The organism is Micromonospora sp. NPDC005205, assembly GCF_040608275.1.
GTDB lineage: Bacteria > Actinomycetota > Actinomycetes > Mycobacteriales > Micromonosporaceae > Micromonospora.
Genome location: NZ_JBEXHV010000004.1, coordinates 225,100 through 247,280, shown reverse-complemented (window position 1 = coordinate 247,280; position 22,181 = coordinate 225,100). Strand labels below are relative to the sequence as shown.

At 70.3% G+C, this 22,181-nt stretch carries 19 protein-coding genes; 10 read left to right on the top strand and 9 right to left on the bottom strand.

All coding sequences use genetic code 11. The features are described from left to right. The first annotated feature begins 179 nt into the window (after nt 1-179). Nucleotides 180-614, top strand: a complete 435-nt coding sequence (locus ABZU43_RS10845; protein WP_355006302.1) for a glutaredoxin domain-containing protein — start codon at nt 180-182, stop codon at nt 612-614. 4 nt (nt 615-618) lie between these two features. Here the strand turns inward: ABZU43_RS10845 and ABZU43_RS10840 are convergent, their stop codons facing one another. Beyond that, nucleotides 619-1,806: an amidohydrolase family protein gene (locus tag ABZU43_RS10840; protein ID WP_355006301.1), complete on the bottom strand. Its 1,188-nt coding sequence runs from the start codon at nt 1,804-1,806 to the stop codon at nt 619-621. Nucleotides 1,807-2,291: 485 nt separating this feature from the next. Between ABZU43_RS10840 and ABZU43_RS10835 the strand changes: the two genes are divergently transcribed. Further along, a complete protein-coding gene (locus ABZU43_RS10835) occupies nt 2,292-3,245 on the top strand; it encodes a cyclase family protein (protein WP_355006300.1) in 954 nt (317 codons plus the stop codon). Nucleotides 3,246-3,334: 89 nt separating this feature from the next. Here ABZU43_RS10835 and ABZU43_RS10830 read toward each other — a convergent pair whose 3' ends face one another. After that, entirely contained in the window at nt 3,335-3,652 is a 318-nt protein-coding gene (locus ABZU43_RS10830) for a hypothetical protein (RefSeq protein WP_355006299.1), read from the bottom strand. A 467-nt stretch (nt 3,653-4,119) separates the two neighbouring features. Between ABZU43_RS10830 and ABZU43_RS10825 the strand changes: the two genes are divergently transcribed. Further along, nucleotides 4,120-6,600 (top strand): M14 family zinc carboxypeptidase, encoded by a 2,481-nt coding sequence (locus tag ABZU43_RS10825; RefSeq protein WP_355006298.1) that lies wholly within the window; start codon nt 4,120-4,122, stop codon nt 6,598-6,600. 80 nt (nt 6,601-6,680) lie between these two features. Here the strand turns inward: ABZU43_RS10825 and ABZU43_RS10820 are convergent, their stop codons facing one another. Then, nucleotides 6,681-7,148 carry a cupin domain-containing protein gene (locus ABZU43_RS10820; RefSeq protein WP_355006297.1) on the bottom strand — a complete coding sequence of 156 codons (468 nt, stop codon included), beginning with the start codon at nt 7,146-7,148 and terminating at the stop codon, nt 6,681-6,683. A 110-nt stretch (nt 7,149-7,258) separates the two neighbouring features. On the opposite strand from ABZU43_RS10820, the gene ABZU43_RS10815 reads away from it, so the two are divergent. Beyond that, nucleotides 7,259-7,735, top strand: coding sequence for an Rrf2 family transcriptional regulator (locus tag ABZU43_RS10815; protein ID WP_355006296.1), 477 nt, complete (start codon nt 7,259-7,261; stop codon nt 7,733-7,735). Between the two features lie 19 nt (nt 7,736-7,754). Here the strand turns inward: ABZU43_RS10815 and ABZU43_RS10810 are convergent, their stop codons facing one another. After that, nucleotides 7,755-9,872, bottom strand: coding sequence for a ThuA domain-containing protein (locus ABZU43_RS10810; RefSeq protein WP_355006295.1), 2,118 nt, complete (start codon nt 9,870-9,872; stop codon nt 7,755-7,757). 223 nt (nt 9,873-10,095) lie between these two features. Next, on the bottom strand, nt 10,096-10,458 hold the full coding sequence (locus tag ABZU43_RS10805) for a VOC family protein (RefSeq protein ID WP_355006294.1): 363 nt from the start codon (nt 10,456-10,458) through the stop codon (nt 10,096-10,098). Between the two features lie 115 nt (nt 10,459-10,573). Between ABZU43_RS10805 and ABZU43_RS10800 the strand changes: the two genes are divergently transcribed. Next, a complete protein-coding gene (locus ABZU43_RS10800; RefSeq protein WP_355006293.1) occupies nt 10,574-11,134 on the top strand; it encodes a hypothetical protein in 561 nt (186 codons plus the stop codon). A 1-nt stretch (nt 11,135) separates the two neighbouring features. Here ABZU43_RS10800 and ABZU43_RS10795 read toward each other — a convergent pair whose 3' ends face one another. The 3 genes from ABZU43_RS10795 to ABZU43_RS10785 all read right to left on the bottom strand — a co-directional run bounded on the left by ABZU43_RS10795 (nt 11,136) and on the right by ABZU43_RS10785 (nt 14,881). Continuing rightward, the gene (locus ABZU43_RS10795; RefSeq protein WP_355006292.1) at nt 11,136-12,356 is read right to left on the bottom strand and encodes a DUF6596 domain-containing protein; all 1,221 of its coding nucleotides are present in this window, start codon (nt 12,354-12,356) and stop codon (nt 11,136-11,138) included. Next, complete coding sequence (locus ABZU43_RS10790) at nt 12,356-12,742, bottom strand: YciI family protein (RefSeq protein WP_355006291.1); 387 nt, start codon at nt 12,740-12,742, stop codon at nt 12,356-12,358. The genes ABZU43_RS10795 and ABZU43_RS10790 overlap by 1 nt, the downstream gene beginning before the upstream one ends. Nucleotides 12,743-12,901: 159 nt before the next feature. Beyond that, the gene (locus tag ABZU43_RS10785) at nt 12,902-14,881 is read right to left on the bottom strand and encodes a translation factor GTPase family protein (RefSeq protein ID WP_355006290.1); all 1,980 of its coding nucleotides are present in this window, start codon (nt 14,879-14,881) and stop codon (nt 12,902-12,904) included. Between the two features lie 435 nt (nt 14,882-15,316). On the opposite strand from ABZU43_RS10785, the gene ABZU43_RS10780 reads away from it, so the two are divergent. From ABZU43_RS10780 to ABZU43_RS10765, 4 genes are all read left to right on the top strand, one after another. Beyond that, complete coding sequence (locus ABZU43_RS10780) at nt 15,317-16,528, top strand: cellulose-binding domain-containing protein (protein WP_355006289.1); 1,212 nt, start codon at nt 15,317-15,319, stop codon at nt 16,526-16,528. 256 nt (nt 16,529-16,784) lie between these two features. Beyond that, nucleotides 16,785-17,426: a GNAT family N-acetyltransferase gene (locus ABZU43_RS10775; RefSeq protein WP_355006288.1), complete on the top strand. Its 642-nt coding sequence runs from the start codon at nt 16,785-16,787 to the stop codon at nt 17,424-17,426. Nucleotides 17,427-17,547: 121 nt separating this feature from the next. Then, nucleotides 17,548-17,694 (top strand): hypothetical protein, encoded by a 147-nt coding sequence (locus ABZU43_RS10770; RefSeq protein WP_167337290.1) that lies wholly within the window; start codon nt 17,548-17,550, stop codon nt 17,692-17,694. A gap of 180 nt (nt 17,695-17,874) precedes the next feature. Then, a complete protein-coding gene (locus ABZU43_RS10765) occupies nt 17,875-19,908 on the top strand; it encodes a hypothetical protein (RefSeq protein ID WP_355006287.1) in 2,034 nt (677 codons plus the stop codon). 44 nt (nt 19,909-19,952) lie between these two features. On the opposite strand, the gene ABZU43_RS10760 is transcribed toward ABZU43_RS10765, so the two are convergent. Next, on the bottom strand, nt 19,953-20,534 hold the full coding sequence (locus tag ABZU43_RS10760) for a TetR/AcrR family transcriptional regulator (RefSeq protein WP_355006286.1): 582 nt from the start codon (nt 20,532-20,534) through the stop codon (nt 19,953-19,955). A gap of 125 nt (nt 20,535-20,659) precedes the next feature. On the opposite strand from ABZU43_RS10760, the gene ABZU43_RS10755 reads away from it, so the two are divergent. After that, nucleotides 20,660-22,108 carry a serine hydrolase domain-containing protein gene (locus tag ABZU43_RS10755; protein ID WP_355006285.1) on the top strand — a complete coding sequence of 483 codons (1,449 nt, stop codon included), beginning with the start codon at nt 20,660-20,662 and terminating at the stop codon, nt 22,106-22,108. Nucleotides 22,109-22,181: the final 73 nt, after the last annotated feature.

Sequence of the window (22,181 nt, the reverse complement as noted above, 5' to 3'; positions counted from 1 at the left end):
GAGCGGTGACGTCGGACAGGACCGGGGGAGAGGCACGAAGGGCTGGGAATGTGACGGTGGCGTTGCTACCAGGTGGCGGAGTTCATGTTGGCGTTAACATCGATGCCTGTCAAGGTATGCCAGCCGCCCACCTGGCCGGAACAGCGGCCATCCGCGTACCTGGAGGTAGGGTCCTCGGCGTGCTGCGACGGTGGATTCTGGCGATCCTGATGGCGACCTGCGGTGTGCTGGTGGCGGTGACGCAACTGGCCGACGGTCTGCCCGTCGTCGGTGGCGTCGAGTTGTTGGTCTTCCTGGCGTTGGCGCTGCTGCTGTCGCCGTGGGCCTTTCCCCGCTCGGTGGACGCCGCCGAGGCGCAACGGGCCAGCGCCGTCGACGGCCGGCCGATCGTCTACTGGCGTCCCGGCTGTCACTACTGCCTGCGGCTCCGGTTCTCTCTCGGCGGGCTCGCCCGGCGGGCGCACTGGGTGGACATCTGGCGTGACCCGGCCGCTGCCGCCGCCGTTCGGGCGGTAGCTGGCGGCAACGAGACAGTGCCCACCGTCGTGCTCGGTGATCAGGCCGTCGTGAACCCCGACCGGGCCTGGTTCCGCGGGCAGCTCCGCGCATCCTGACCCTTCATCTCACCGGCAGACCGGCGCGGTACACCGCGAGCGGGCGGCGCAGCACAGTGATGTCGCTCGTGGGATCACCGTCCACGATCAGCAGGTCGGCCTCGAATCCGGCGCGGATCCGGCCCTTGCGCCGCCCCAGACCACACACCTCCGCGCCGACCGAGGTCGCCGCGGTGAGGGCAGCGGTGGCGGGAATACCGCAGGCCACGTACTCGACAAGCGTCTCGGGCAGGACCCCGTGCGGCTTGGCGGGGCCGAGGCCCGCGTCCGAACCGGCCACCAGGCGGACCCCGGCCCGGTGCAGAGTGGCAACGCCGTCGCGCAGCGCGGCTTCGCTGAGCCCGGCCCGCGCCGCCATGTCCACCACCTCCGGTGGCGTGACCACGGCCGGGTCGGTGCCGAGCGTGGCACAGACCGCCACCCCGGACGCGGCCAGTCGGTCCGCGAGCTCCACGGGAACCCGGGCGCCGGCCGAGGTCACGCAGGTGCAGTGCTCGATGCCGTCCACACCGACGCGCAGCGCCTGCTCGACCGCGCTGAGCGCGTGCGCGTGCGCGGTCACCGGCAGGCCCAGATCATGGGCCTGCGTCAACGCGCCGGTCAGCTCCTCGTCGGTGAACTGAGGCCTCGTGGTGTCGGTGCCCGGGGTGAACACCCCACCGCTGGCCATGACCTTCACCAGATCGGCACCGGACGCCGCCCGCAGACGTACGGCCTCGCGGACCTCGTCGACACCGCTCGCCTCACCCCCCAACGACCAGCAGTGCCCGCCGACGCTGGTGAGCGGCGCGCCGGACCCCACCACCGTTGGCAGGTCGCCCCGCACCCGCCGATCCCGCCAACGGAGCACCGCGCCACGCCGGTCGCCCAGGTCCCGAACAGTCGTGACGCCAGCCGTCAGGTGCGTTCGCAGTGACGCCTCGACGACTTCGTCGAGGTCCGACTCGGGACGCTCCACGAGCCGGCCGAGCGCGTCGGGCCCAGCGTCGGCGCAGAGGTGTACGTGCGCGTCCACCAAGCCGGGTAGCAGAGTGCCGTTCGGCTCCTCGCGCACCGGCCAGCCTTCCGGCGCCTCGGCGTCACCCAGGTGCACCTCGGCGATGCGCCCCTCGTCGAGCAGGACCAGCACCCCACCGTCCACGAGCCGTTCGCCGTCGAACATCCGAGCCACCCGGACCGCATGTTTCGTCATCGTCATCCCAGCCCACCCCGCTCGGCGCAGTTACCACCGGTCATGGCCTGACCATCGCACCGCCGAGCGCGCGCAGCATCCCTCGCCAGAGCGATGCCTCGTCCCCCAGCCGAGTTAGCGGCCCGCCGCATGGTGTTCCGCGCCGGGAATCCGCCCTTTGCTCTGCACCCGCCCACGCACCGGGCACGGTCCGTAACTGGCGCATGGGCGGGTGCAGAGCAAAGGTGGGGTGTCTCCGGTGTGGATCGTGCTGGCCCATGGATCATCAGGGGCAGTTTGGTCGTGCTGCGCGGGATTTGAGCATCCGCCACGACGACCTCGCCGCCGGTCGGCTGGACGAGACGCTCTCGGTGACCGAGTTCAGTGATTAGAACAGGGGCGGCACCGCACCCGCGCTGCCTGAGGTCATCGTCCGTCGATCAAGCGGCAGACTACCCTGACCTGCGGTGCCTCGGTACCGCGTGACCAGAGGAGTCGAGGCTGACATGACGTCAGGGCGACCGATGCCGACCCAGGACGAAGTGCTCGGGTACTTCGACACGCTGTCGAACTGGGGGCGATGGGGTGACGACGACGAACTCGGCACGCTCAACCACATCACCGACGACGTCCGGCTCGCCGCGGCGCGGGCTGTGCGGCACGGCAGGAGCGTGTCCTGCGCCTGGGAGGTCACCGCACCGGGAGACATGGAACGGTCGACGACGACGTGCCCGTGCACCGCCGACATGCCGGGTGCGGAGAACATGCCGCCCGCCTTCCACGCCGACCGGCGCTGGGGCTTCTCGTCCGAGCGGCTCGGCATCTCGTTCCACGGCAACACCCTCACCCACCTCGACTCGCCGTGCCACATCTACTGGGACGGCACCATGTACAACGGACGGTCGCACTCGTTCGTCGACCCCGCGACGGGCTCGGCGTGGGCGGCCGTCACGGCGGCCGCGAACGGAATCCTCACGCGTGGTGTCCTGCTCGACGTTGCGGCTGCCCACGGTGTGCCGTGGTTGGAGTCGGGCCAGGGAGTGTTCCCCGACGACCTCGAAGAGGCCGAGCGCAGCCAGGGCGTACGGGTACGACCCGGCGACGCGGTACTCCTGCGGACCGGCTACGGGCGCTTCCGGCACGAGAACGGTGCGGCCAGCGGCTTCACCCAGGCCGGCTGGCACGCGTCCTGCCTGCCGTGGCTGCACGAACGGGGGGTGGCGCTGATCGGCGCCGACACCCCACAGGACGTTCAACCGTCGGGGTACGACGACGTGTTGATGCCGGTCCACGCCGTGAGCCTCGTCGCGATGGGTCTGTGGATGCTCGACAACTGTGACCTGGAGCCCTGCGCGACGACGGCTGCCGAGCTTGGCCAGTGGGACTTCCAGTTGGCGGTCGCACCGGTTCGCTTCGCCGGCACGTCCGGCAGCCCGGTCAACCCGATCGCCACGTTCTGACCGCTGCGGCACACCCGACGCGACGAGGGCTCGCCACGACGCTGCGCAAGAATAGGACCGGACGTTCCGCTCCCGAAGGCGCGGAAACGTCACGACCCGAACGCGTAACCGCCAGGTCGGACCGGGTAGCGGGAGAGGCTGTACGGGGCGGTGTCGATGCAGTACCGCTTGGCGGGCCTCGTTGGATCGCCGCCGGCCTGGAGCGTCTCGATCTGGTCGGCCCGCCCCGGACCACCTTCGATGATCTTGACAACGAAGACGTGGTTGACCATCGGGCTTCCGCCCTCCGGCACGACCGCGGTCACCAGTGCGGTGTTGCCCACCACGCTGATGCACGTCACCTCGGCCTGCCCCTCGCTCGCCACGGCCCCGGCGAGCATCGTGACGAGCATCCTGCGGATTCCCATGCCTTCTCCATTCTTCGAATCATGGCTGCGCGCCGGCGGTAGCCGGCGGCCACGGATATGACGAGCGGGCCCCACGCGAGCATGGGCGCGTAGTAGCGGAGCACCTCCCAACCGGGAGGCGGGTGCACCGGTTCGTCGTCGCCGATGCCCACCCAGCCGCTCTGCACCAGGTGGAACCTCTGGTTCAGGAGGAAGTAGACGCAGATGGCGACGAGCGACCAGCCACCAGCCATGGACCAACGATCGCCGGCTGCGGACCAGGTCTCCTCCCCGACGGAAGGGGAGGCGCTCCCTCCGCCGGGGGACAGGCTGCCGGGGGTACGGACGTGGCGGCGCGGGACGCCCATCGACTGTCGCCTCAAGGAATGCTCAAATTCGATCGACGTGATCCATTGAAGCCGCACACCCGCATACGCTCACCGGACCGGTCCGCCGGCAATCACCCGTCGTAGGCAGAAGGAGGGGGAATGCGGCGATCACAACGGCGCATCGCGCTACTCGCGCTGTCCACCCTGGTGGGTAGCATCCTCGTGACGACCGGCCCTGCGGGCGCCGATCCCACGGGGCTCGCAGCCGCCGCCAGCCGATCCCAGCCTGAGGATCGTGCAGCGGTACGCCTCGTGCACGTCAGGTTGACCGGTGCCGACATGCTGGACAAGGTGTCCGCGGCCGGCATCGACCTCGAACACGGCCTCCGGCGCGTGCCTGACGGCATCGAGGGCGAAGTGGTGGTGACCGCCGAGCAGGTCACCGAACTCACGGCGATGGGCGTCGAGGTGCTCGGCGACGACGCGGGCTTCGCGTGGAGCGACGAGGCCGACGGTGGCCTTGGCATCGACGCGGCGAGCGCGCGGGCCCTCCAGCCGGCGAACCACGACGCGACGGTACGCGTCGTCCGCGCCGACTGGTTCACCACGAAGGGTCAGGGCTTCCTCTACGTCGAGGCGCGCACCACCGAGGGGCAGCAGGAGGACCCGATCGTCGGGATGCAGCTGGAGAACGACTCGGGGAAGGGCACGCCGTTCGGCTTCGCCCGGACGATGAGCCGGTTCGTCGACTCGGGGCAGTACATGTTCCACCGGAACCTGTTCAAGCTCGACGTACGCCCCAACAAGATCAAGCTGACGAGTTCCACCGGTGGTGTCGCGACCGGCGTCGTCTCCAACTGGCTGGAGGGCGCCCCGCCGCCGCTGACGGCGAACCCGTCCTACAAGTCGGACTTCGTGGACGGCTACCGGCACCCGCAGCAGCTCTACAGCCGGGCCAAGGAGATCGCCCGGCAGTACCCGGACATCGCCGAAATCGTCTACCTGCCGAACCAGACGAACGGGTACCAACGCAAGGCGCAGGCCCAGATCGGCGGTACGGGGCAGTCGGCGGTCGTCGTCTCCTCGGCCGCGTGGGGTCACCAGGGCGGTAACGACATCACAGTGGACTTCGTGGACCGGCCGGACCCGGATCTCCCGCTGGCGGTGGAGGTCACCGGCACGGCGGTCCGTGTCCTGCTCGCCACGGACGCCTCTGGTGCACCGACAAGCACGGCAGTCGAGGTGGCCGAGGCGCTGCGGACCCGCTCTGCGGGGCTCATCGACCGGGCGCACCCGTACCGCGCCAACGAGGGCACCGGCATCGTCGCTCCGACGGCCGGCCCGGTCGCGCTGACCGACTTCCTCGACCAGAAGCGCGTCGGAGCACCGGAGGGCGAGGTGCCGCGCGGGCCGGCGACGATCCCGGTCCTGCGGATCGGCAAGCACCGTGACGGTAAGAAGCCCGGTGTCCTCATCCAGGCGCAGGACCATGCCCGCGAGTGGGTGCCGGCGACGACCAGCCTGGAGTCGGCCGAACGTCTGGTGCACAACTACCGCTCCGACCGGGAGACGAAGAAGATCGTCGAGAACACCGACGTCTTCTTCATCCTGTCCAACAACCCCGACGGGGCGAACTACAGCTTCTACAACTTCGCCTCCCAGCGTAAGAACATGACGAACCACTGCCCGGACGCGAGCGCCGATCCGGGGCAGCGGAACTCCTGGGGCGTCGACCTGAACCGGAACTACCGGGTCGGGTCGGGCCACGACGGCTACGCGGGAGGGTCGACCAACTGCGTCAGTGGCACCTACCAGGGGCCGGAGGAGCTGTCCGAGCCCGAGTCGAAGAACATCATCTGGCTGGTCGAGAAGTACAAGAACATCAAGTTCATGATGTCGGTGCACTCCAACGGCGGCCAGCTCTTCTGGCAGCCCGGCGCCTACATCGCGGACGGCCGGATCACCACGCCGCGCCCGCCGCTGGGTGACGAGGCGTTCTACTGGCAGTCCGCGGCCCGGATCCTGTCCCAGGTCAAGGCCCACCGGGAAACCGTCGTCACGCCGGAGAACGTCGGCGGCTCGTCCGACGTCCTGTACTCCTCGGCGGGCAACGTACGCGAGGACCTGTACCACACCTACGGGATCTACGCGTTCGGCTGGGAGGTCGGGGGCTCCGTCTACAACCCGGCCACCGGCGACTGGCAGGGCGGTTCGTTCCAGCCGGAGTGGGACGGGAACCCCGAGCTGGCCAGTGGCCACGCCGAGACCATGGAGTACGCCAACGGGATCATGGAGATGTTCCGGGTCGCGGCGGACTGGGGCAGGGACAACAAGAACCCCACGTCCCAGCTGGTCCCCGGCGCGGGGCGTTACTCCGGGCCTGTCGACGTGCGTTTCGAGACCAGCGAGCCGGCCACCATCTACTACACGACCGACGGCAGCCGGCCCACGCTCGAGTCGCCCCGCTACGCGGCGACCGAGTTCCGTGAGCCGGGGCAGGTGTTCCACGTGACCGAGACGACGACGTTCCGCTGGTTCTCGGTCGACAGCGCCGGCAACATCGAGAAGAACTACGACCCGACGAAGAACGACAAGCGCAACAACTACCGCACCGCGACGATCAAAATCGCCAAGAGGTAGCGTCCCGCGAGAATCGTTGCCCCGTCGGTGCGGACCGCTCGCGCCGACGGGGCAACTTCTGCACGAACACGTCAGGGCGCTCAGCCGTGCCGACCTGCCCACAACGAGCTGTCCACGTAGTGGTTGTCGTAACGGTCCTGGGTCTCGCCGACGTCCTGCCAGGTGGCTTCGCCCAGGTGCACCTTGTCGAGCAGTCGGTAGTAGTCGAACCGGGGCTTGCCGGGCGTGATCACGACGAGGAAGTCGGCGTCCTGGCCGTCAGCGGGGGCGAAGGCGTGCGGGGTGTTCGGCGGGACGAAGAGCGCGTCTCCCTTGTGCAGGGTGCGCAGTTCGTAGTCGACGAGCATCTCAAGGGCGCCGTCGAGAATGAAGAACAGCTCACCGGATTGGGTGTGCAGGTGCGGCGGCGCACCGTCGGTGCCGTGCTTGAGCAGGGTGCGGTTGCTGGTCAGGGCACCGCCGGTGTGCTCGGGGTCGAGGAGCAGCGTGATCACGCTGGCCGGGTCGCTGTCGAGAACCTCGGCCTGGGCCGCGCGTACCAAAGTCATTGTCGACTCCTTCGTCGTTCGTCGATTCCTAGACATTAGGTGTCCAGAATACGTCAGCGCCAGTGATCATGGCCTGCGTCACAAATTCTGGACAGGTAGAGTCCAGGATCATGCGGATGAGTCAGGGCGTCGAATGGGCCCTCCACACGTGCCTCAACCTGAGCTGGCTGGACGCTCCGGTGCCGACCAGCACCCTTGCCGCGTTCTACGAGCTGCCGCCGGCGTACCTGAACAAGCAGCTCCAGGCCCTGGCCCGGGCCGGGATCCTCACGTCGACCTCGGGGCCGCGCGGCGGCTTCCAACTGGCCCGGCCCCCGACGGCGATCTCTCTGCTGGACATCGTGGCCGCGATCGAGGGCCCGGAGGAGCTGTTCCAGTGCGACCAGATCCTTGGCAAGGGGCCGGGCGAGCACGCAGGCGTCGACTATCGACAGTCATGCGCGTTCGCCCAGGCCATGCGCGGCGCCGACCTGGCCTGGCGGCGGGAGCTGGCCGGCAGGACCGTGGCCGACGTCCGGGCCGACGTCGAGCGCGGGCACCCCGAAGCCCCAGCCAACACCCGCGCCAGGATCGTGGAACTGCGCTAGGGCGGGTGCCGGCCTGCGGTCAGCGGCCGTACACCTCCAGCTCCCACAGCGAATAGCCGTACGCGGGCTGAGCCCGCTGGGTGCCCTGGACACGCAGGTAGCGACCGGTCGCCGAGACGGCGATGTCGTCCACACCGCCGTCGCCCGTGGTCGTGGTGTGCACCGGTGACCAGGTGACGTTGTCCGGGGAGACCTGAAGCTGGTATGCCCGTGCGTACGCCGCCTCCCAGGTCAGCCGGACCCGGTCGAGGGCGCGGGACGCGCCGAGGTCCACCGAGATCCACTGCGGGTCGGCGTACGCGCTGCCCCAGCGGGTGGTCGTGATGCCGTCCACGGCGTTGCCCGCCACGTGCGTGCTTCCCGGCTCCACGCTGGACGTAGTGACCGGCTTGCCCCGGGAGAGCAGCGTGCTGCCGACGGCGGTGCCGTAGACGTTGAGGTCCCACAGCGAGTAGCCCCACTGCGTGGCGCGTTGGGTGCCGTACACCCGCAGGTAGCGGCCGGTGCCGGTGACGGTGAGGTCGTCGACGCCGCCGTCGCCGGTGGTCGTCGTGTACACCGGCGACCAGGTGGCGTTGTCCGGCGAAACCTGGACCTGGTACGCCCTCGCGTGGGCCGTCTCCCAGGCCAGCCGAACCCGGTTGATCGCGTACGAGGCTCCCAGATCGACGGTGATCCACTGCGGGTCGGCGTACGCGCTGCCCCAGCGGGTGGTCGTGTTGCCGTCCACGGCGTTGGCCGCCGCGTGCGCGCTGCCCGGCTCGACGCTGGACGCCGTCACCGGCCGGCCCTGGGCCAGGTCGGTGGCGGGCGGCTCACTCGGGCCGTCGGTCCTGATCCGCACGTTGCGATAGTTGATGTCCATTCCGGCGCCGTCGTTCTGCAACCCGATGTAGCCGTTGGCGATGGCCCGGCTGCTGACGTAATCGTTGATCTTGACGCCGTTGAGCCAGATCTCGACCCGCTGGCCGTGAACGCCGATCTCGTAGGTGTTCCAGGAGCCGGGTGGGTTGAGCGCCGCCGCGCGAGCGGCCTGGTTGGGTGCCTGGAAGCCGTAGACGCTGCCGGTGGTGCGCGTCGGGTCGCCGTCGGTGGCGTCGATCTGGATCTCGTGACCGGCGGCGACCGGGCCCCACGGGTCGCCCTGCGGATCGGGGAACCCGATGAAGACCCCACCGTTGTCGTCGCCCGGCATCATCCAGTCGACCTTGAGCGAGTAGTTGGCGAAGGTACGCACCGGGTACCAGAGCAACCCCATGCCACCGTTCGACGTGAGGGTGCCGTCGGCCAGGGTGAAGCCGCCCGGCCCCGCCTGCCGCCACTGCCCGAGGCTGGCCTGGGTGCCGTCGAACAGCGGGGTGTAGCCGGGCTCCGGCCGGCAGTCGGCCGCCACCGCGCCCCCCGCCACCTGGATGCCGCCCAGCAGCATCCGGGTGAAGTTCGGGTCGGTGTAGCTCTGCTCGGTGTGGCCGAGGCCGGTGTACCAGGAGCGTCCGCCGCCGTAACTGTGGCACCAGGTGATCGGGTGATCACCACCCATCGACCCACCGGTGTACGACGACTCGTCGAGGCTGGCCAGCACCCTTACCGCCGAGCGGGGGTTGGCCCGGTAGTTGTACCACTCGTCGGTGCGGGTCCAGGTCGACGGCAGGTGCGCGGTCGAGGCGTTGGCCCGGTCCTCGACCCGCACTGTCGCCTGCTGGGTGGCCGGGTGCGAGGCGAAGTACCCGCCGACCAGCCCGCCGTACCACTGCCAGTCGTACTCGGTGTCCGCGGCGGCGTGCACTCCGACGAAACCCCCGCCGGCGCCCATGTACGCCTCGAAGGCGCCCTGCTGGCCCGCGTTGAGCACGTCCCCGGTGGTGCTGAGGAAGACCACCGCCTGGTACTGGGCGAGGTTGGCAGTGGTGAAGGTCGCCGCGTCCTCGGTGGCGGTGACTGTGAAGCCGTTCGCCGCTCCGAGCTGCTGGATGGCGGCGATGCCGTTGGGGATGGAGGAGTGCCGGAAGCCGGCGGTCTTGGAGAAGACCAGGACCTTGCCCAACGGTGCGGCCTCGGCAGGGGCCGAGGTCGCCGTCGCCGCACCGGCGGCGAGGGTGAGTGTGACGACGGCGGCGGCGAGCGGAGTCAACTTCATCGACACGATCTCCTCTGGATCGTCGTGCGGATGCAGGTCTCGCACCCCGGGAAGTGCCCCGGTGTGCCCGCGTCCGCCGAAACGAGGGCGATGTCGAAACAACGCGGAGCGGCGTCACCGTGCCGGGTTGGCGGCATCCGGATGAACATCGATCCACATCGTTGATGTGCAGTTAACAACGGGCGCCACTGAGGGTCAATCCCCTGGGACGGCCCGGGTTTCCTCAGGAGCGGTGAGCGGCCACGTTGATGACGTTGCCGTCCGGAGCGCGGACGAAGAACCTGCGCACGCCCCACGGCTCGGTGGTCAGCGGGTGCACGATCTCGTAGCCGAGCCGCTGTGCCTCCGCGTACGCGCCGTCCACGTCATCCACCTGCACACTGATGACCGAGTCTTCGGGTGCGGTCGCGTCGCCGGAGACGAGCTGCACGGCGGCGGACCCGACGCCATTGTCGGCGTCGGGCGAGGTGTAGCGGGCCACCCAGCCGAGGCTGAACTCCTCGGTGTCGAGGCCGAGGAAGTCGGTGTAGAAACCCTTCGCGGCGCCGATGTCAGCCACCGGAAGGTTGGGGAGAATACGGATCACGCGCACGCGAACCTCCAGCTCAGACGTCTCGGCCCGCCCGATTATCCGCCTGACCTGACCCTGACCGCGCACTTCGGTCTCGGGTGGCGACGGCTGGTCCTGGCCTCCTAGTCTGATGACCATGAAGACGCGCAGGCCGGTGCTGGTGGTCGCCTCCGTCACGGTTGCCACGATGGTGCTGGTGGCCGGCGGGTGCGTCGCGGCCGGAATCCTGGCCGTCCGAGATGATCCTGCCGACATGCGTTCGTGCCAGAAGTCGTTGCAGGTCGCCGAGGCGAAAGTTCGGACCGACCGCTGGGATCCGCCAGAGGAGATGCCGGACCTCGGCGATTACCTCGAGATCCACTGGCAGGTTCGTGCTGGCGGCAATCCGTGTTCCAGAGCGCCCGGCCCGACGGACTGGGAGTACCAGGGTGTGATCAAGCTGCGGCCGGAAGACACCAGAGCGTTGGCAGAGCGGTACGAATTTCGGCCCTGGTCCTCCGTCGACCTGGATGAACTGTCCCACTCCAGTAAGCCCACGGACGCGTGGTCGGCCCTCGTGCCCTTCCTGCCGACCTCGCCGACCTGGCTGCACAGCACGTTGTACAACGAGTCGAATCCGTCGACACGATGGCGTGTCGGATTCCTCGACGTCGAGCATCAGACGCTCTTCTTCATGCTGAACGACCACTAGGTCAGCTCAGCGCGGCCGCCTTACGCAGCAGCACCGAGCGTTCGCGCTGATTGGCGCAGCGCCGGGCGGCCAGCTCCAGCTCGGCGCGCGCCTCCGGAAGCCGTCCGAGGCGGGTCAGCAGCTCGCCGCGCACGGTCGGGACGAGGTGTGACCCGGAGAGCCGGTTGGCGGCGATCAGCGCGTCCACGATGGCCAGGGCTGGCGCCGGACCCGAGGCCATGGCGACGGCGACGGCCCGGTTGAGTTCGACCACCGGCGAGGGCGCGACTCTGCCGAGTGTCTCGTAGAGCCGGACGATCCGGGCCCAGTCGGTCTCCTCGACCGAGGGCGCCGACGCGTGCGTGGCCGCGATCGCGGCCTGTAGACCGTAGGGGCCGAGGCCGCGCTGCGCTGCCCTGGCCAGCGCGGCCAGCCCACGGCGGATCGCCGGGAAGTCCCACAGCCGGCGGTCCTGGTCCGCAAGAAGGATCGGGGTGCCGTCCGGGTCGGTACGGGCCGGGAAACGCGCGGCCGTCAGCTCGCACAGGGCGAGCAGGCCGTGCACCTCCGGCTCGTCCGGCTGGAGCGCGGCAAGTGTGCGGGCCAGCCGGATCGCCTCGTACGCCACGTCGGGGCGAAGCAGGTGGTCGCCCGACGTGGCAGTCGACCCCTCCGTGAAGATCACGTAGAGGACGTTGAGCACACCGCCCAGCCGTTCGCGGCGCTCACCGGCCGGCGGCAGCTCGAACGGCACCCCGGCCGCAGTGATCGCCTTCTTGCCCCGGGTGATGCGGGCCTGCACGGTCGGCACCGGCACCAGGAACGCACGGGCGACCTCCTCGGTGGACAGGCCGCCGACCACCCGCAGGGTCAGCGCCACCTGCGACTCGCGGGAGAGCACCGGGTGGCAGCTCACGAACATCAGCGCCAGCACATCGTCGTCGATTCGGTCGGCGTCGATGTCGATGTCCTGATCGAGCGCGGGATCGGCCGCCAACAGGGCGTACCGCTCGTGGAGGGCGACCCGGCGGCGGATCGCGTCGATCGCCCGCCGCCGGGCCGTGGCCATCAGCCACCCGGCCGGGTTGGCCGGAGAGGCGCGCGGCCAGGACACCAGCGCCTCGGCCACCGCCTCCTGGGCCGCGTCCTCTGCCAGCCCGAAGTCACCGGTGAACCGGGTCAGCGCGGCCACGATCCGCGCCGACTCGATCCGCCAGACGGCCTCGACGTCGGCCGTACCCATCAGACCTGGCCGTTGCTCTCGCCGCCCTGCGGGACCTCGTCGGCCTCGGCCACCCGCCGAACCTCGATCTTGGAACCGCGGACCGCCGGGACCCGCCTGGCCCACTCGACCGCCTCCTGTTTCGTGGCGACATCGAGCAGGAAGTAGCCGCCGAACAACTCCCTGGTCTCGCCGTACGGACCGTCGGTGACCACCGGTGCCTCGCCACCAAAGTCGACCACGACGCCCTGGCGCGGATCGTCCAGCCCTTCCGCCGCGACGAGAACGTCGGCCTTCATCATGTCCTCGATGAATCGGCCGGTCGCGGCCATCGCCTCGTCGATCGAAGCCATCATGGCCGCGTTCGTCTCGTCGGTGCCCCGCATGATCAACATGTACTTCGACATCGTGTTCTCCTCATCCGACGGGGCCGCCTCTCGACCCTCGCACGCACTCGTCGAATGAGCGGCCCGCGAATCGACATCGCCCGAGGATTCTCTCGTCGCGACGCGACCGATTCCCCGAACTGCGCCTTCGCCCGTCACACCGCGCCAGGAGGCGACGAGTCATGACCGCGTTCTCGGTTGGGCGAGGAATCGCAGGTACTCCGTCCGGTCGAACGGGTTGCCGTCGGTGCGGGGCCGGCCCGGCGGGTCGCCGGACACCGGGCGGTCGCCGCCGGCGACCGACGACCACAACCCCTCTCCGCTGGACAGGTCCGGTAGTCGCCGCTGCGCCTCCGGTTCGACCCGCACGGGTAGCAGCCCACCGATCCGCCAGCCGGCCGCGATCGGGTCGGTGCCGTCGATCCGGGCCCCGAGCCGGACCAGGTATGAGGTGACCGGGCCGAGCCGGTCGGTCGGCACCTCGGCCTCGAACCGGCGGCACGGCTCGAACACCCGGGTGCCGGCCTCCGCGAGCGCCTGCATGAGGACGTACGGGGCCAGATCCCGGAAGTGCCCTGCGGTGGTGATTGGTGACCAGTAGCCGCTGTGGGTGAGGGTGACCCGGATGTCGGTGACCGGCCAGCCGTGCCGTCCCTGGTCGAGCGCGGCCCGGGTGGCCTCCTCGATGGCCTTGTGGAACGACAGCGGCAGCGAGCCGAGCTCGACCTCGAGCCGGTAGTCCACACCGGTGCCGGGCTCGACCCGAAAGCCGACGGTGCCGAAGAAACCCTGCCCGATGATCTCCAGTGCCGCGCCGACACCGGTCGGCCGCTCGACGTGCATGAGTCGACCCGGACCACACTCCGTCTCGATCCCGTACGCCTCGGCCAGCGTGGCGGTCAGCACCTCGCGCTGCACCTCGCCGTAGAGCAGCACGCTCGTGCCGCCGTCCGGGGCCACCCGGGTCCGAAGGAACGGGTCGGCGTCCGCGATGGCCAGCAGCGCGGCGTGCAGCGCCAGCGTCCGCGCCGGGTCGCGGGGCCGGACCACCACCTCCAGGGTCGGCGCCGGAAAGTACGACCGTCCGTCGAGGCCGGCCGGGCTGCCGAGCTGGTCGCCGAGGCGTACCCCGGTCAGCCCGGCGACCCGGGCGATGTGCCCGGCGGTCAGCGCGGTCGGCCCGTGCCCCCGCCCGGGTGGCTCGGCCCGGTCGATGGTCGCGCCGACCCGGTCGAGCCGGGTGATCCGGGCGCGGGTCGCGGTGATCCGACCGTCCGGCTCCCGGCGGTACGCCACGACCCGCTGCCGCGCCCGGAACTGCCCGCCGTAGGCGCGCAGGTACGCGACCCGCTCGCCGGCGGCGTCGCGTTCGATGGCGAAGACCCGGGCCCGTGGCTCGGGCTCCGCTGGTGGCGACGCCGGCAGTAGGGCCGCGATGCCCTGCAGCAGCTCGGCTACGCCCGCCCCGGACAGCGCCGAGCCGAACAGCAGCGGGTGGATCTGGCCGGCGGCGGCCTGCGCACGTAGTGCCTCGTCCAGTTGGCTCGGATCGGGTGGCAGGTCGTCGACCACTGCGGCCAGCAACCGGTCGTCGTGCTCGGCGAGGGCTTCGGCGAGCCGGTGTGCCTCGCCGTCGGACCGTGGGTCGTAGAGCCGGAAGGCGGCCTCGGGAGTGCCGGGCGCGTGAACCGTGCCCAGCGGGGCGACGGCCGGGGTCAGGAGCCGGCGCACGTCCGCGACCAGTTCGTCGGTGCGGGCGCCCACCCGGTCGATCTTGTTCACGAAGATCAGCGTGGGTAGCCGGAGCGACCGGAGAATTCGCATGATCCGCCGACTGTGCGGTTGGACCCCCTCGACGGCCGACAGCACCAGGATCGCCGCGTCGAGAACCCCGAGCGCGCGTTCGACCTCGGCCACGAAGTCGCTGTGCCCCGGGGTGTCGAGCAGGTTGACCTGGCGGTCACGGACCGCGAATGAGGTGACTGCGCTGCGGATGGTGATGCCCCGGCGGCGCTCGATCTCGCCGGTGTCGGTCTGGGTGGTGCCCGCGTCGACGCTGCCGAGCTGGTCGATGACGCCGGTGCTGTGCAGCAGGCGCTCGGTCAGGCTGGTCTTACCGGCGTCGACATGGGCGAGAATGCCAAGATTGACGGTCTGCATGGGCTGACGGGTCCTCGAAAGCTCGCGTCCGGATGGGCGGGAAGGTGTCGAGGCCTCGCATCGCTGTGCTCCCGTCGGGTCGGTCCCGTCATGACACCGGGCCGTTCGTGGCCCGGGCCGTCTTCGGGCCAGCCTGGCACAGGCGGGACCGGCCCTGCCATCGAATAAGCCGCCCCGCCGGTCGTCACCTGCCTCCACCCGACGCTTGATTAGATAGTCGTGTATCAATAGATTGAGGATGGGCGCCGCCGAGGCCCGGGGGACCGGGCCGTCGGCGGCTGACAGGTCCACCCCGAGCCGGGCACTTCGGTCGTACGCGCGACCGGTCGCTGTGGCGCACCGCCGCGCCGCATCCAGGGCACGTTGTCGCGCCGCATCCGTCCAGGACGCGCCGCCGTGCCGCCTCCGCTCAGCTCGATGGCAGAAGGACCCTTCATGACGATTTTCCGTGCCCGCCCCGCCGCGACCCTGGTGGTCGCCGCCGCGCTGGCCGCCGCCGCGACCACCACCGGAGCGGCAGTGCTCACCGGCCCGGCCGCCGCCGCCCAGGGCTGCCGGGTCGGCTACACACCCAACCAGTGGCCCGGCGGGTTCACCGCCACCGTCAAGGTCTCCCCGGGGGACGTCGCCGTCTCTGGTTGGACCGTCACCTGGAGGTACGCCGGAGACGAGCGGGTCACCAGCGGCTGGAACGCCACTGTCAGCCAGTCCGGATCGACGGTGACCGCCCGCAACGCGTCGTACAACGGCAGCATCCCGGCCGGCGGCTCCACCGAGTTCGGGTTGCAGGGCACGTACGGCACCAGCGGTGGCGCCCCGACCGGGTTCAGCCTGAACGGCGTGCTGTGCAACGGCGCCACGCCGCCGACCACCCCGCCGCCGACGACGCCTCCACCCACCACCCCGCCGCCCACCACGCCTCCGCCGACCACGCCTCCGCCCACCACCGAGCCGCCGGCCGGGTGTGCCGGCGCGGTGCTCTGCGACGGCTTCGAGGGCCAGACCGGTTCGACGCCATCCGGTGACTGGACCGTGGTGAGCCCGGACTGTTCCGGCGCGGGTACCGCCACCATCGACACGGCGACCGCACGCAGCGGCAGCCGGTCGGTCCGGATCAACGGCGCAGCCGGGTACTGCAACCACGTCTTCATCAGATCCACGAAGAACCTCGGCAGCGTGGGCAACGTCCGGTACGGCCGGATCTGGGTGCGGCACACCACCGCCCAACCCACCGAACACACCACGATGATGGCGATGGCCGACGCGGCCGACGGCAACAAGGATCTGCGGTTGGGTGGCCAGAACGGCGCCCTGCAGTGGAACCGCGCCTCCGACGACGCGACTCTGCCCGAGCAGAGCCCGGCCGGGGTGGCGCAGAGCCTGCCACTGCCCACCAACCGGTGGACCTGCGTGGAGTTCATGGTGGATGGCGCGGCCGGTCAGCTGCGCACCTGGGTGGACGGGACCGCCATTCCCGGTCTGACGGCGGACGGCTCACCGACGCACGACATCGACGGCCAGTGGTACAACCGCACCTGGCGGCCGCAGCTCACCGACCTGAAGCTGGGCTGGGAGAGCTACGGCGGCGGAGCCGACACCCTCTGGTACGACGACGTCGCGCTGGGGTCGAGCCGGATCGGCTGCTGACCCTTCGGGGTAGCGGGCGGGGCCGTCGGCGGCGCCCGTCAAGATCATCGAATGTGTCAAGGGTGTGATCCGGAGGCCGGGTCACACCCTTGATCGTCATTGATCTTGATCACATCACGGCGGGCCCCACAGCTGCTCACCTCGCGCGGCAGGATGTCTCAAGACTGTTTGGTCGCGCGGTGACAAGGGGCGGGACGCGCATCGCCGCGTCCGCCCTCGGCAGCCGCGCGGTCGGGGGACCGAGGAGAGGGCGACAATGGCCAGCACGTTGACCGACATCCTGGACGCGGCGGCGCACGGGCACTTCCCGCCACCGGACGGTGGAACCACGGTGGTGCCACAGCCAAGCCGCCGTGACGCAGGAGTCATCGCCTTCACCGGACACTCGGTGGTGTTCACCGACGAGGACCCCCAGTGGGTACGCCGTACGTTGGCGACTGTCGAGTGCGACCCACTGGCGGCCACGATGAATCCGCGTTTCCTGGGTGCGCTGCTCGACCAAACCCGGCGCTCCATGGACACGATCGATCTGCTGACCGTGGCGAGCAGCCTTGACGGGCCACCTCCACTGCCGCTGACCGAGCTGGCCGGCGCGGGTCATCCTCGCGAGGTCAGGGCACGTCGACGTCGTGACGACATAGGTGTCTGGGCCGCCGATGGTGGGGTGGTCGTGCTCGGCCGCGGGGTGGCCGGCCGATGGGAGGCTGCGACAGAGGTCGACGACGAGCGTCGTCACCGGGGTCTGGGAAGGGCGCTGGCGACGGCCGCCCGACACCTGGTGCCCGACGGTCAGCCGGTCTGGGCCCAGCAGGCCGTCGGCAACGCGCGCAGCGTGCGCGCGTTCCAGGCGGCGGGTTTTCGTCCGGTGGGCGCCGAGGCGCTGCTGCGCGCGACGTAGACACCGCGGACGCACCACTGTGGGCCGAACCGTGATCAGCAGGAGGTTTTCCGAGATCACGCAGGGGGGTATCCCGGCGGTTGAAGGCAGCCGCCCGCTACCCCTGATTGAGGAGAGCACCATGTCGGTCCAGGCATTTCTCTACGTTGTCGCCGTCATCCTGATCGTGCTCGCTGCTCTGCCGCTCCCCACGAGGGGTGTCTCGCTCGCGCTTCTGGGCGCCGCCTGCGCCCTGCTGGCCTACGCCTGGCCGGTGATCACCGACTGACCTTCTTCTGAGGCGTCGTCGCGCGGCCGGTGGCCGGCAGCCAGGGTGTGTGGGCTGCCGGCCACCGGCCTGTGTCGGGCGAGGTCACGGGCGGACACATCGATGCTTGCTGAGTTTCTTTCACAAGCGTAGGAAGGACACCACCCGTCGATCCGCCGTCCAGCGTCGAAGGAGATGCGTGTGACCACCTCCAGAGGGCTCCGTCTCGCCGTGTCCGTGCTGGTGACGGCTGGTGCCGTCCTGCTCGGCACGGCGGCCCCCGCCGCACCGCCAAGGACACCCTCACCGGCCGGGCACCCGTCCTGCGACCCGATCGACCCGGCGGCCTGCCTGCTGCCGTTCCCGAACGACTACTTCACCGTGGCGGACCGGAGCAGCCCCACCGGCAAGCGGGTGCGGTTCGCCACCGCCGCGATGCCCGCCAACGTGCAGGGAACCCCGATCGACCCGACGGAGTGGAACCGGCAGGACGGGTTCAGCCCTGGCTCACCGATCCTGGTGCGCGTACCCGGTCTCGACGCCGCGGCCAGCGGGATCGCGCCGGTCACCGACATCGGCCGCTCGCTGGCGCCGAACGCGCCGATCGTGCTGCTCAACACCCGGACCGGTGAGCGCACGCCGTACTGGGCCGAGTTGGACGCGCACGCCACCGGCCAGCCCGACCGGCAACTGCTGATCATCCGGCCGGCGGTGGCGCTGACCGAGGGCACCCGCTACGTCGTCGGGTTGCGCGGCCTGCGGGACGGTGACGGGGCGTCGATTCCGGCGCCGAAGACGTTCACGGCGTACCTGTCCGGTGCCGGCCTCAAGCAGCGGGACGCGCGGGGGCCGCAACTGAGGCGGATCGTCGCCGAGCTGAGCCGGGCCGGCGTCAAGCGGCACAGCCTCTACCTGGCCTGGGACTTCACGGTGGCCAGTCGGCAGGGGCTGACCGGGCGGATGTTGGCGGTCCGGGACGACGCGTTCGCCGACCTCGGCCGGGCCGCGCCGCCGGTCACCGTCACCCAGGTGACCGACTATTCATCGGAGCAGGATCCGCTGATCGCCCGGCAGGTGACCGGCACCGTCGGCGTACCGTCCTATCTGACCGGCGATGGCGGGCCCGGCTCCCGCCTGCACTACGGGCCCGCCGGCGGCGCCGGGACGCCACCTACGCCGAACGCCCTGCCCACACCGTCCGGCGCGACGGTGGCGGCCGACTTCGTCTGCAACATCCCGCGCAGCGCCTCGGCTGCGCGGCCGGCCCACCTCTCGCTCTACGGCCACGGACTGCTCGGCCGACCGACCGAGATCAACGCCGGCAACGTCAGGACGATGTCGAACACCCACAACTTCACCTTCTGCGCGACCAGTTGGATCGGCATGGCCGCCGCCGACGTTCCCTTCGTGGCCAACGCCTTCACCGACCTCAGCGCCTTCCCCGCGGTGGCGGACCGGTTGCAGCAGAGCTTCCTGAACTTCCTCTTCCTGGGTCGCGCGATGATCCACCCGGCTGGGTTCGCCGCCCACCCGGCGTTTCGGGACGCCACCGCCCGGCCGCTGATCGATCGCGTCGGCGGGCTGCACTACGACGGCAACAGCCAGGGCGGCATCAACGGAGGTGCCCTCACCGCCATCGCCCAGGACTGGACCCGGTCGGTGCTCGGCGTACCGGCGATGAACTACTCCACGCTGCTGCAACGCAGCGTGGACTTCGCACCGTTCCAGAGCGTGCTGGACGGCTACTACCCGGACAGGGTCGACCAACAACTGGTCCTCGCGCTGCTGCAGATGTTGTGGGACCGGTCCGAGGCCAACGGGTACGCCCAGCACATGACCGATCGGCCGCTGCCGCGTACACCGGCGCACCAGGTGCTGATGCACGTGGCCTTCGCCGACCAACAGGTCTCGCCCGCCGCGGCGGAGGTGCAGGCGCGCACCATCGGCGCGCGCCTGCACACCCCCGCGCTCGCCGACGGCTGGTCACTGGACGTGCGACCGTACTGGGGCATCACGCCGATCCGCCGCTACCCGTACACCGGCTCGGCGATCGTGATCTGGAACAGCGGCGCGGCGTACGCGCCGCCACCGACCAACCTCGCCCCGGCGGGGCCGGAGTACGGCGACGATCCGCACGAGTTCCCCCGCGCCCAGGCCGGAGCCCAGAAACAGAAGGCGGTCTTCCTGCTCACCGGCAAGGTCATCGACGTCTGCGCGCGGACACCCTGCCCGTGACGCCCGGCCCGCCGGGACCACCACCCCGGCGGGCCGGCGCGGCGCTAGGTCCGTGGCGTCATCCCCACGAGCAGAGCAGTGAGTACGCGATCGACGTACTCGTGGGTCAGCGGCTCCTGCGTGATGAGGAGCTGGAAGTAGAGCGGGCCGGACAGGATCGACATGGCCACGGCCAGGTCGAAGTCGGGTGAGATCTGCCCCCGCTGCTGTGCGCTCCGCAGCCGGGCGACGGTCCGGTCGGCCTGCGGGCGGATGAAGCGTTCGTTGAGCGCGGCGGCGACCATCGGATCATGCTGGGCCTCGCCGATCAGGGCCCGGTAGAGGGGGCCCAGTGGCGGCTGACCCAGGAGGTCGACCGCGGCGTGGATCTGTTGGCGCAGGTCGGCCACGATGTCGCCGGTGTCGGGATAGTCGAGTGCGGGTTCGCCCGAGGTGAGCACCGCGTCCAGGAACAGGGTGCCCTTGGAGGGCCAGCGCCGGTAGATCGTGTGCTTGCCGACGCCGGATCGGGCCGCGACCCCTTCGATGCTGAGTTTGGCGTAACCAATTTCCTGCGCCAACTCCAGCGTCGTTCGCATGATCGCGCTGGTCCGGTCGGCGGCCCTGGTGCGGCGGTCGTCGGTCATGCCGCCACTGTAGCGGCACGGCACGTGCCGTTGACAATTCGCTGGGTGCGTAGCCAGACTGAGCGCGGCCCACGAGCGGCACGGCACGTTCCGTGCCGATGCCCGATCGACTGAAGGGAAGCACCATGACCGAGACGCTGAGCCGGAACGCCGACAGCGGCCCGCACCCCCCGTCTGTACGGAGGTCGAGCACCAGTCGATTCGATGTCGACGGCTGGCAGCGGCGATTCGACGAGCTGCGCCACACGCACCACGTCCCCGGCGCGAGCCTGGCCGTGCTGCTGGACGGGCAGATCCACGAGCTGGCGAGTGGTGTGCTGCACCGGGACACCGGCGTGGCGGTCACCCCGGACTCGGTGTTCCTGTCCGGCTCGATCGCGAAGGTCTACACCGCAACGCTCATCATGCGGCTCGCCGACGAGGGAAAGCTGGACCTGCACGCTCCGGTCGTGGACGTGCTGCCGGAGTTCGCCACCCCGGATCCGGAGGCGACGAGGACGATCACCATTCGGCAATTGCTGTCCCACACCGGCGGCGTGACGAATGACTTCAACTTCGACGGTGGCCGGGGTGACGACTGCCTCGCCCGATACGTCAGCGCCGCCCGACGAGTGGCGCTGGACTGCCCGCCCGGCACCGCCATCTCGTACGGTGGGCTCGGTTACATCGTCCTGGGTCGCGTGGTTGAAAAGCTCACCGGTCTGACCTGGGACCAGGCCCTCAAGAGCCTGCTGTTCGAGCCGCTCGGCCTGGAACGCTCGATGACGCTGCCGGAGGAGGCCCTGCGCTTCCGCGTCGCCATGAGCCACCTGGGCGAATCCGGCGGCTATCCCGACCCGGCCCCGTCCTGGGACCTGATGCCCCGCTCTATCGGTCCGGCGGGCAGGGTCATCGTCTCTGCCGCCGACATGGCCCGCTTCGCCCGGATGCACCTCGACGGCGGCCTCGCGCCCGACGGCACGCGGGTGCTGTCCACCGATGCTGTCGCCGCCATGCGACACCGAGCGGTCGACGTACCCGACAAGTGGACGGTGAGCGCCGACGGGTGGGGCCTGGGTTGGACGCTCTACGACTGGGACGGCATCCCCGGCTACGGCCACGACGGCGCGGCCATCGGCCAGTACGCGTACCTGCGTGTCGTCCCGTACGCGAACCTAGCGCTGGTCCTGATGACCAACGGCGGGGCGGCCCGCCTGCTCTACGCCGACCTGTTCCGCGACCTGCTGGCCGAACTCGCCGACGTCACAATGCCCGCGCCGTTCGCCCCAGCCCCCGTGCCACAGTCGATCGACCTAGAACCGCTGCTCGGCACGTACCGGCGCGAGGGCGTCGTCCTCACCGTCTCCCTCACCGACGACGGCTCGCCCCACCTGCGGTACGAATTCGTCGACGACATGGCGGACATGTCCCCACCCCTGGAGATGGACCTGGAACCGGTCACCGCAACCGTCTTCGCCGCCTCCGGCGCGGGACCGTCCTTCAGCGAGGACTACATGCCTGTGGTCTTCTCCACCCTCACCAACGGCACCCAGGTCTGCTACGTGGGAATGCGCGCCACGCCCAAGGTCGCCTGAACAGCCCGGCGGGGCGTCGGCTGTGCCAGCGCCCGCCGGGGGAGGCATCGACCTCGCCCGGTCAGCAGCGCAC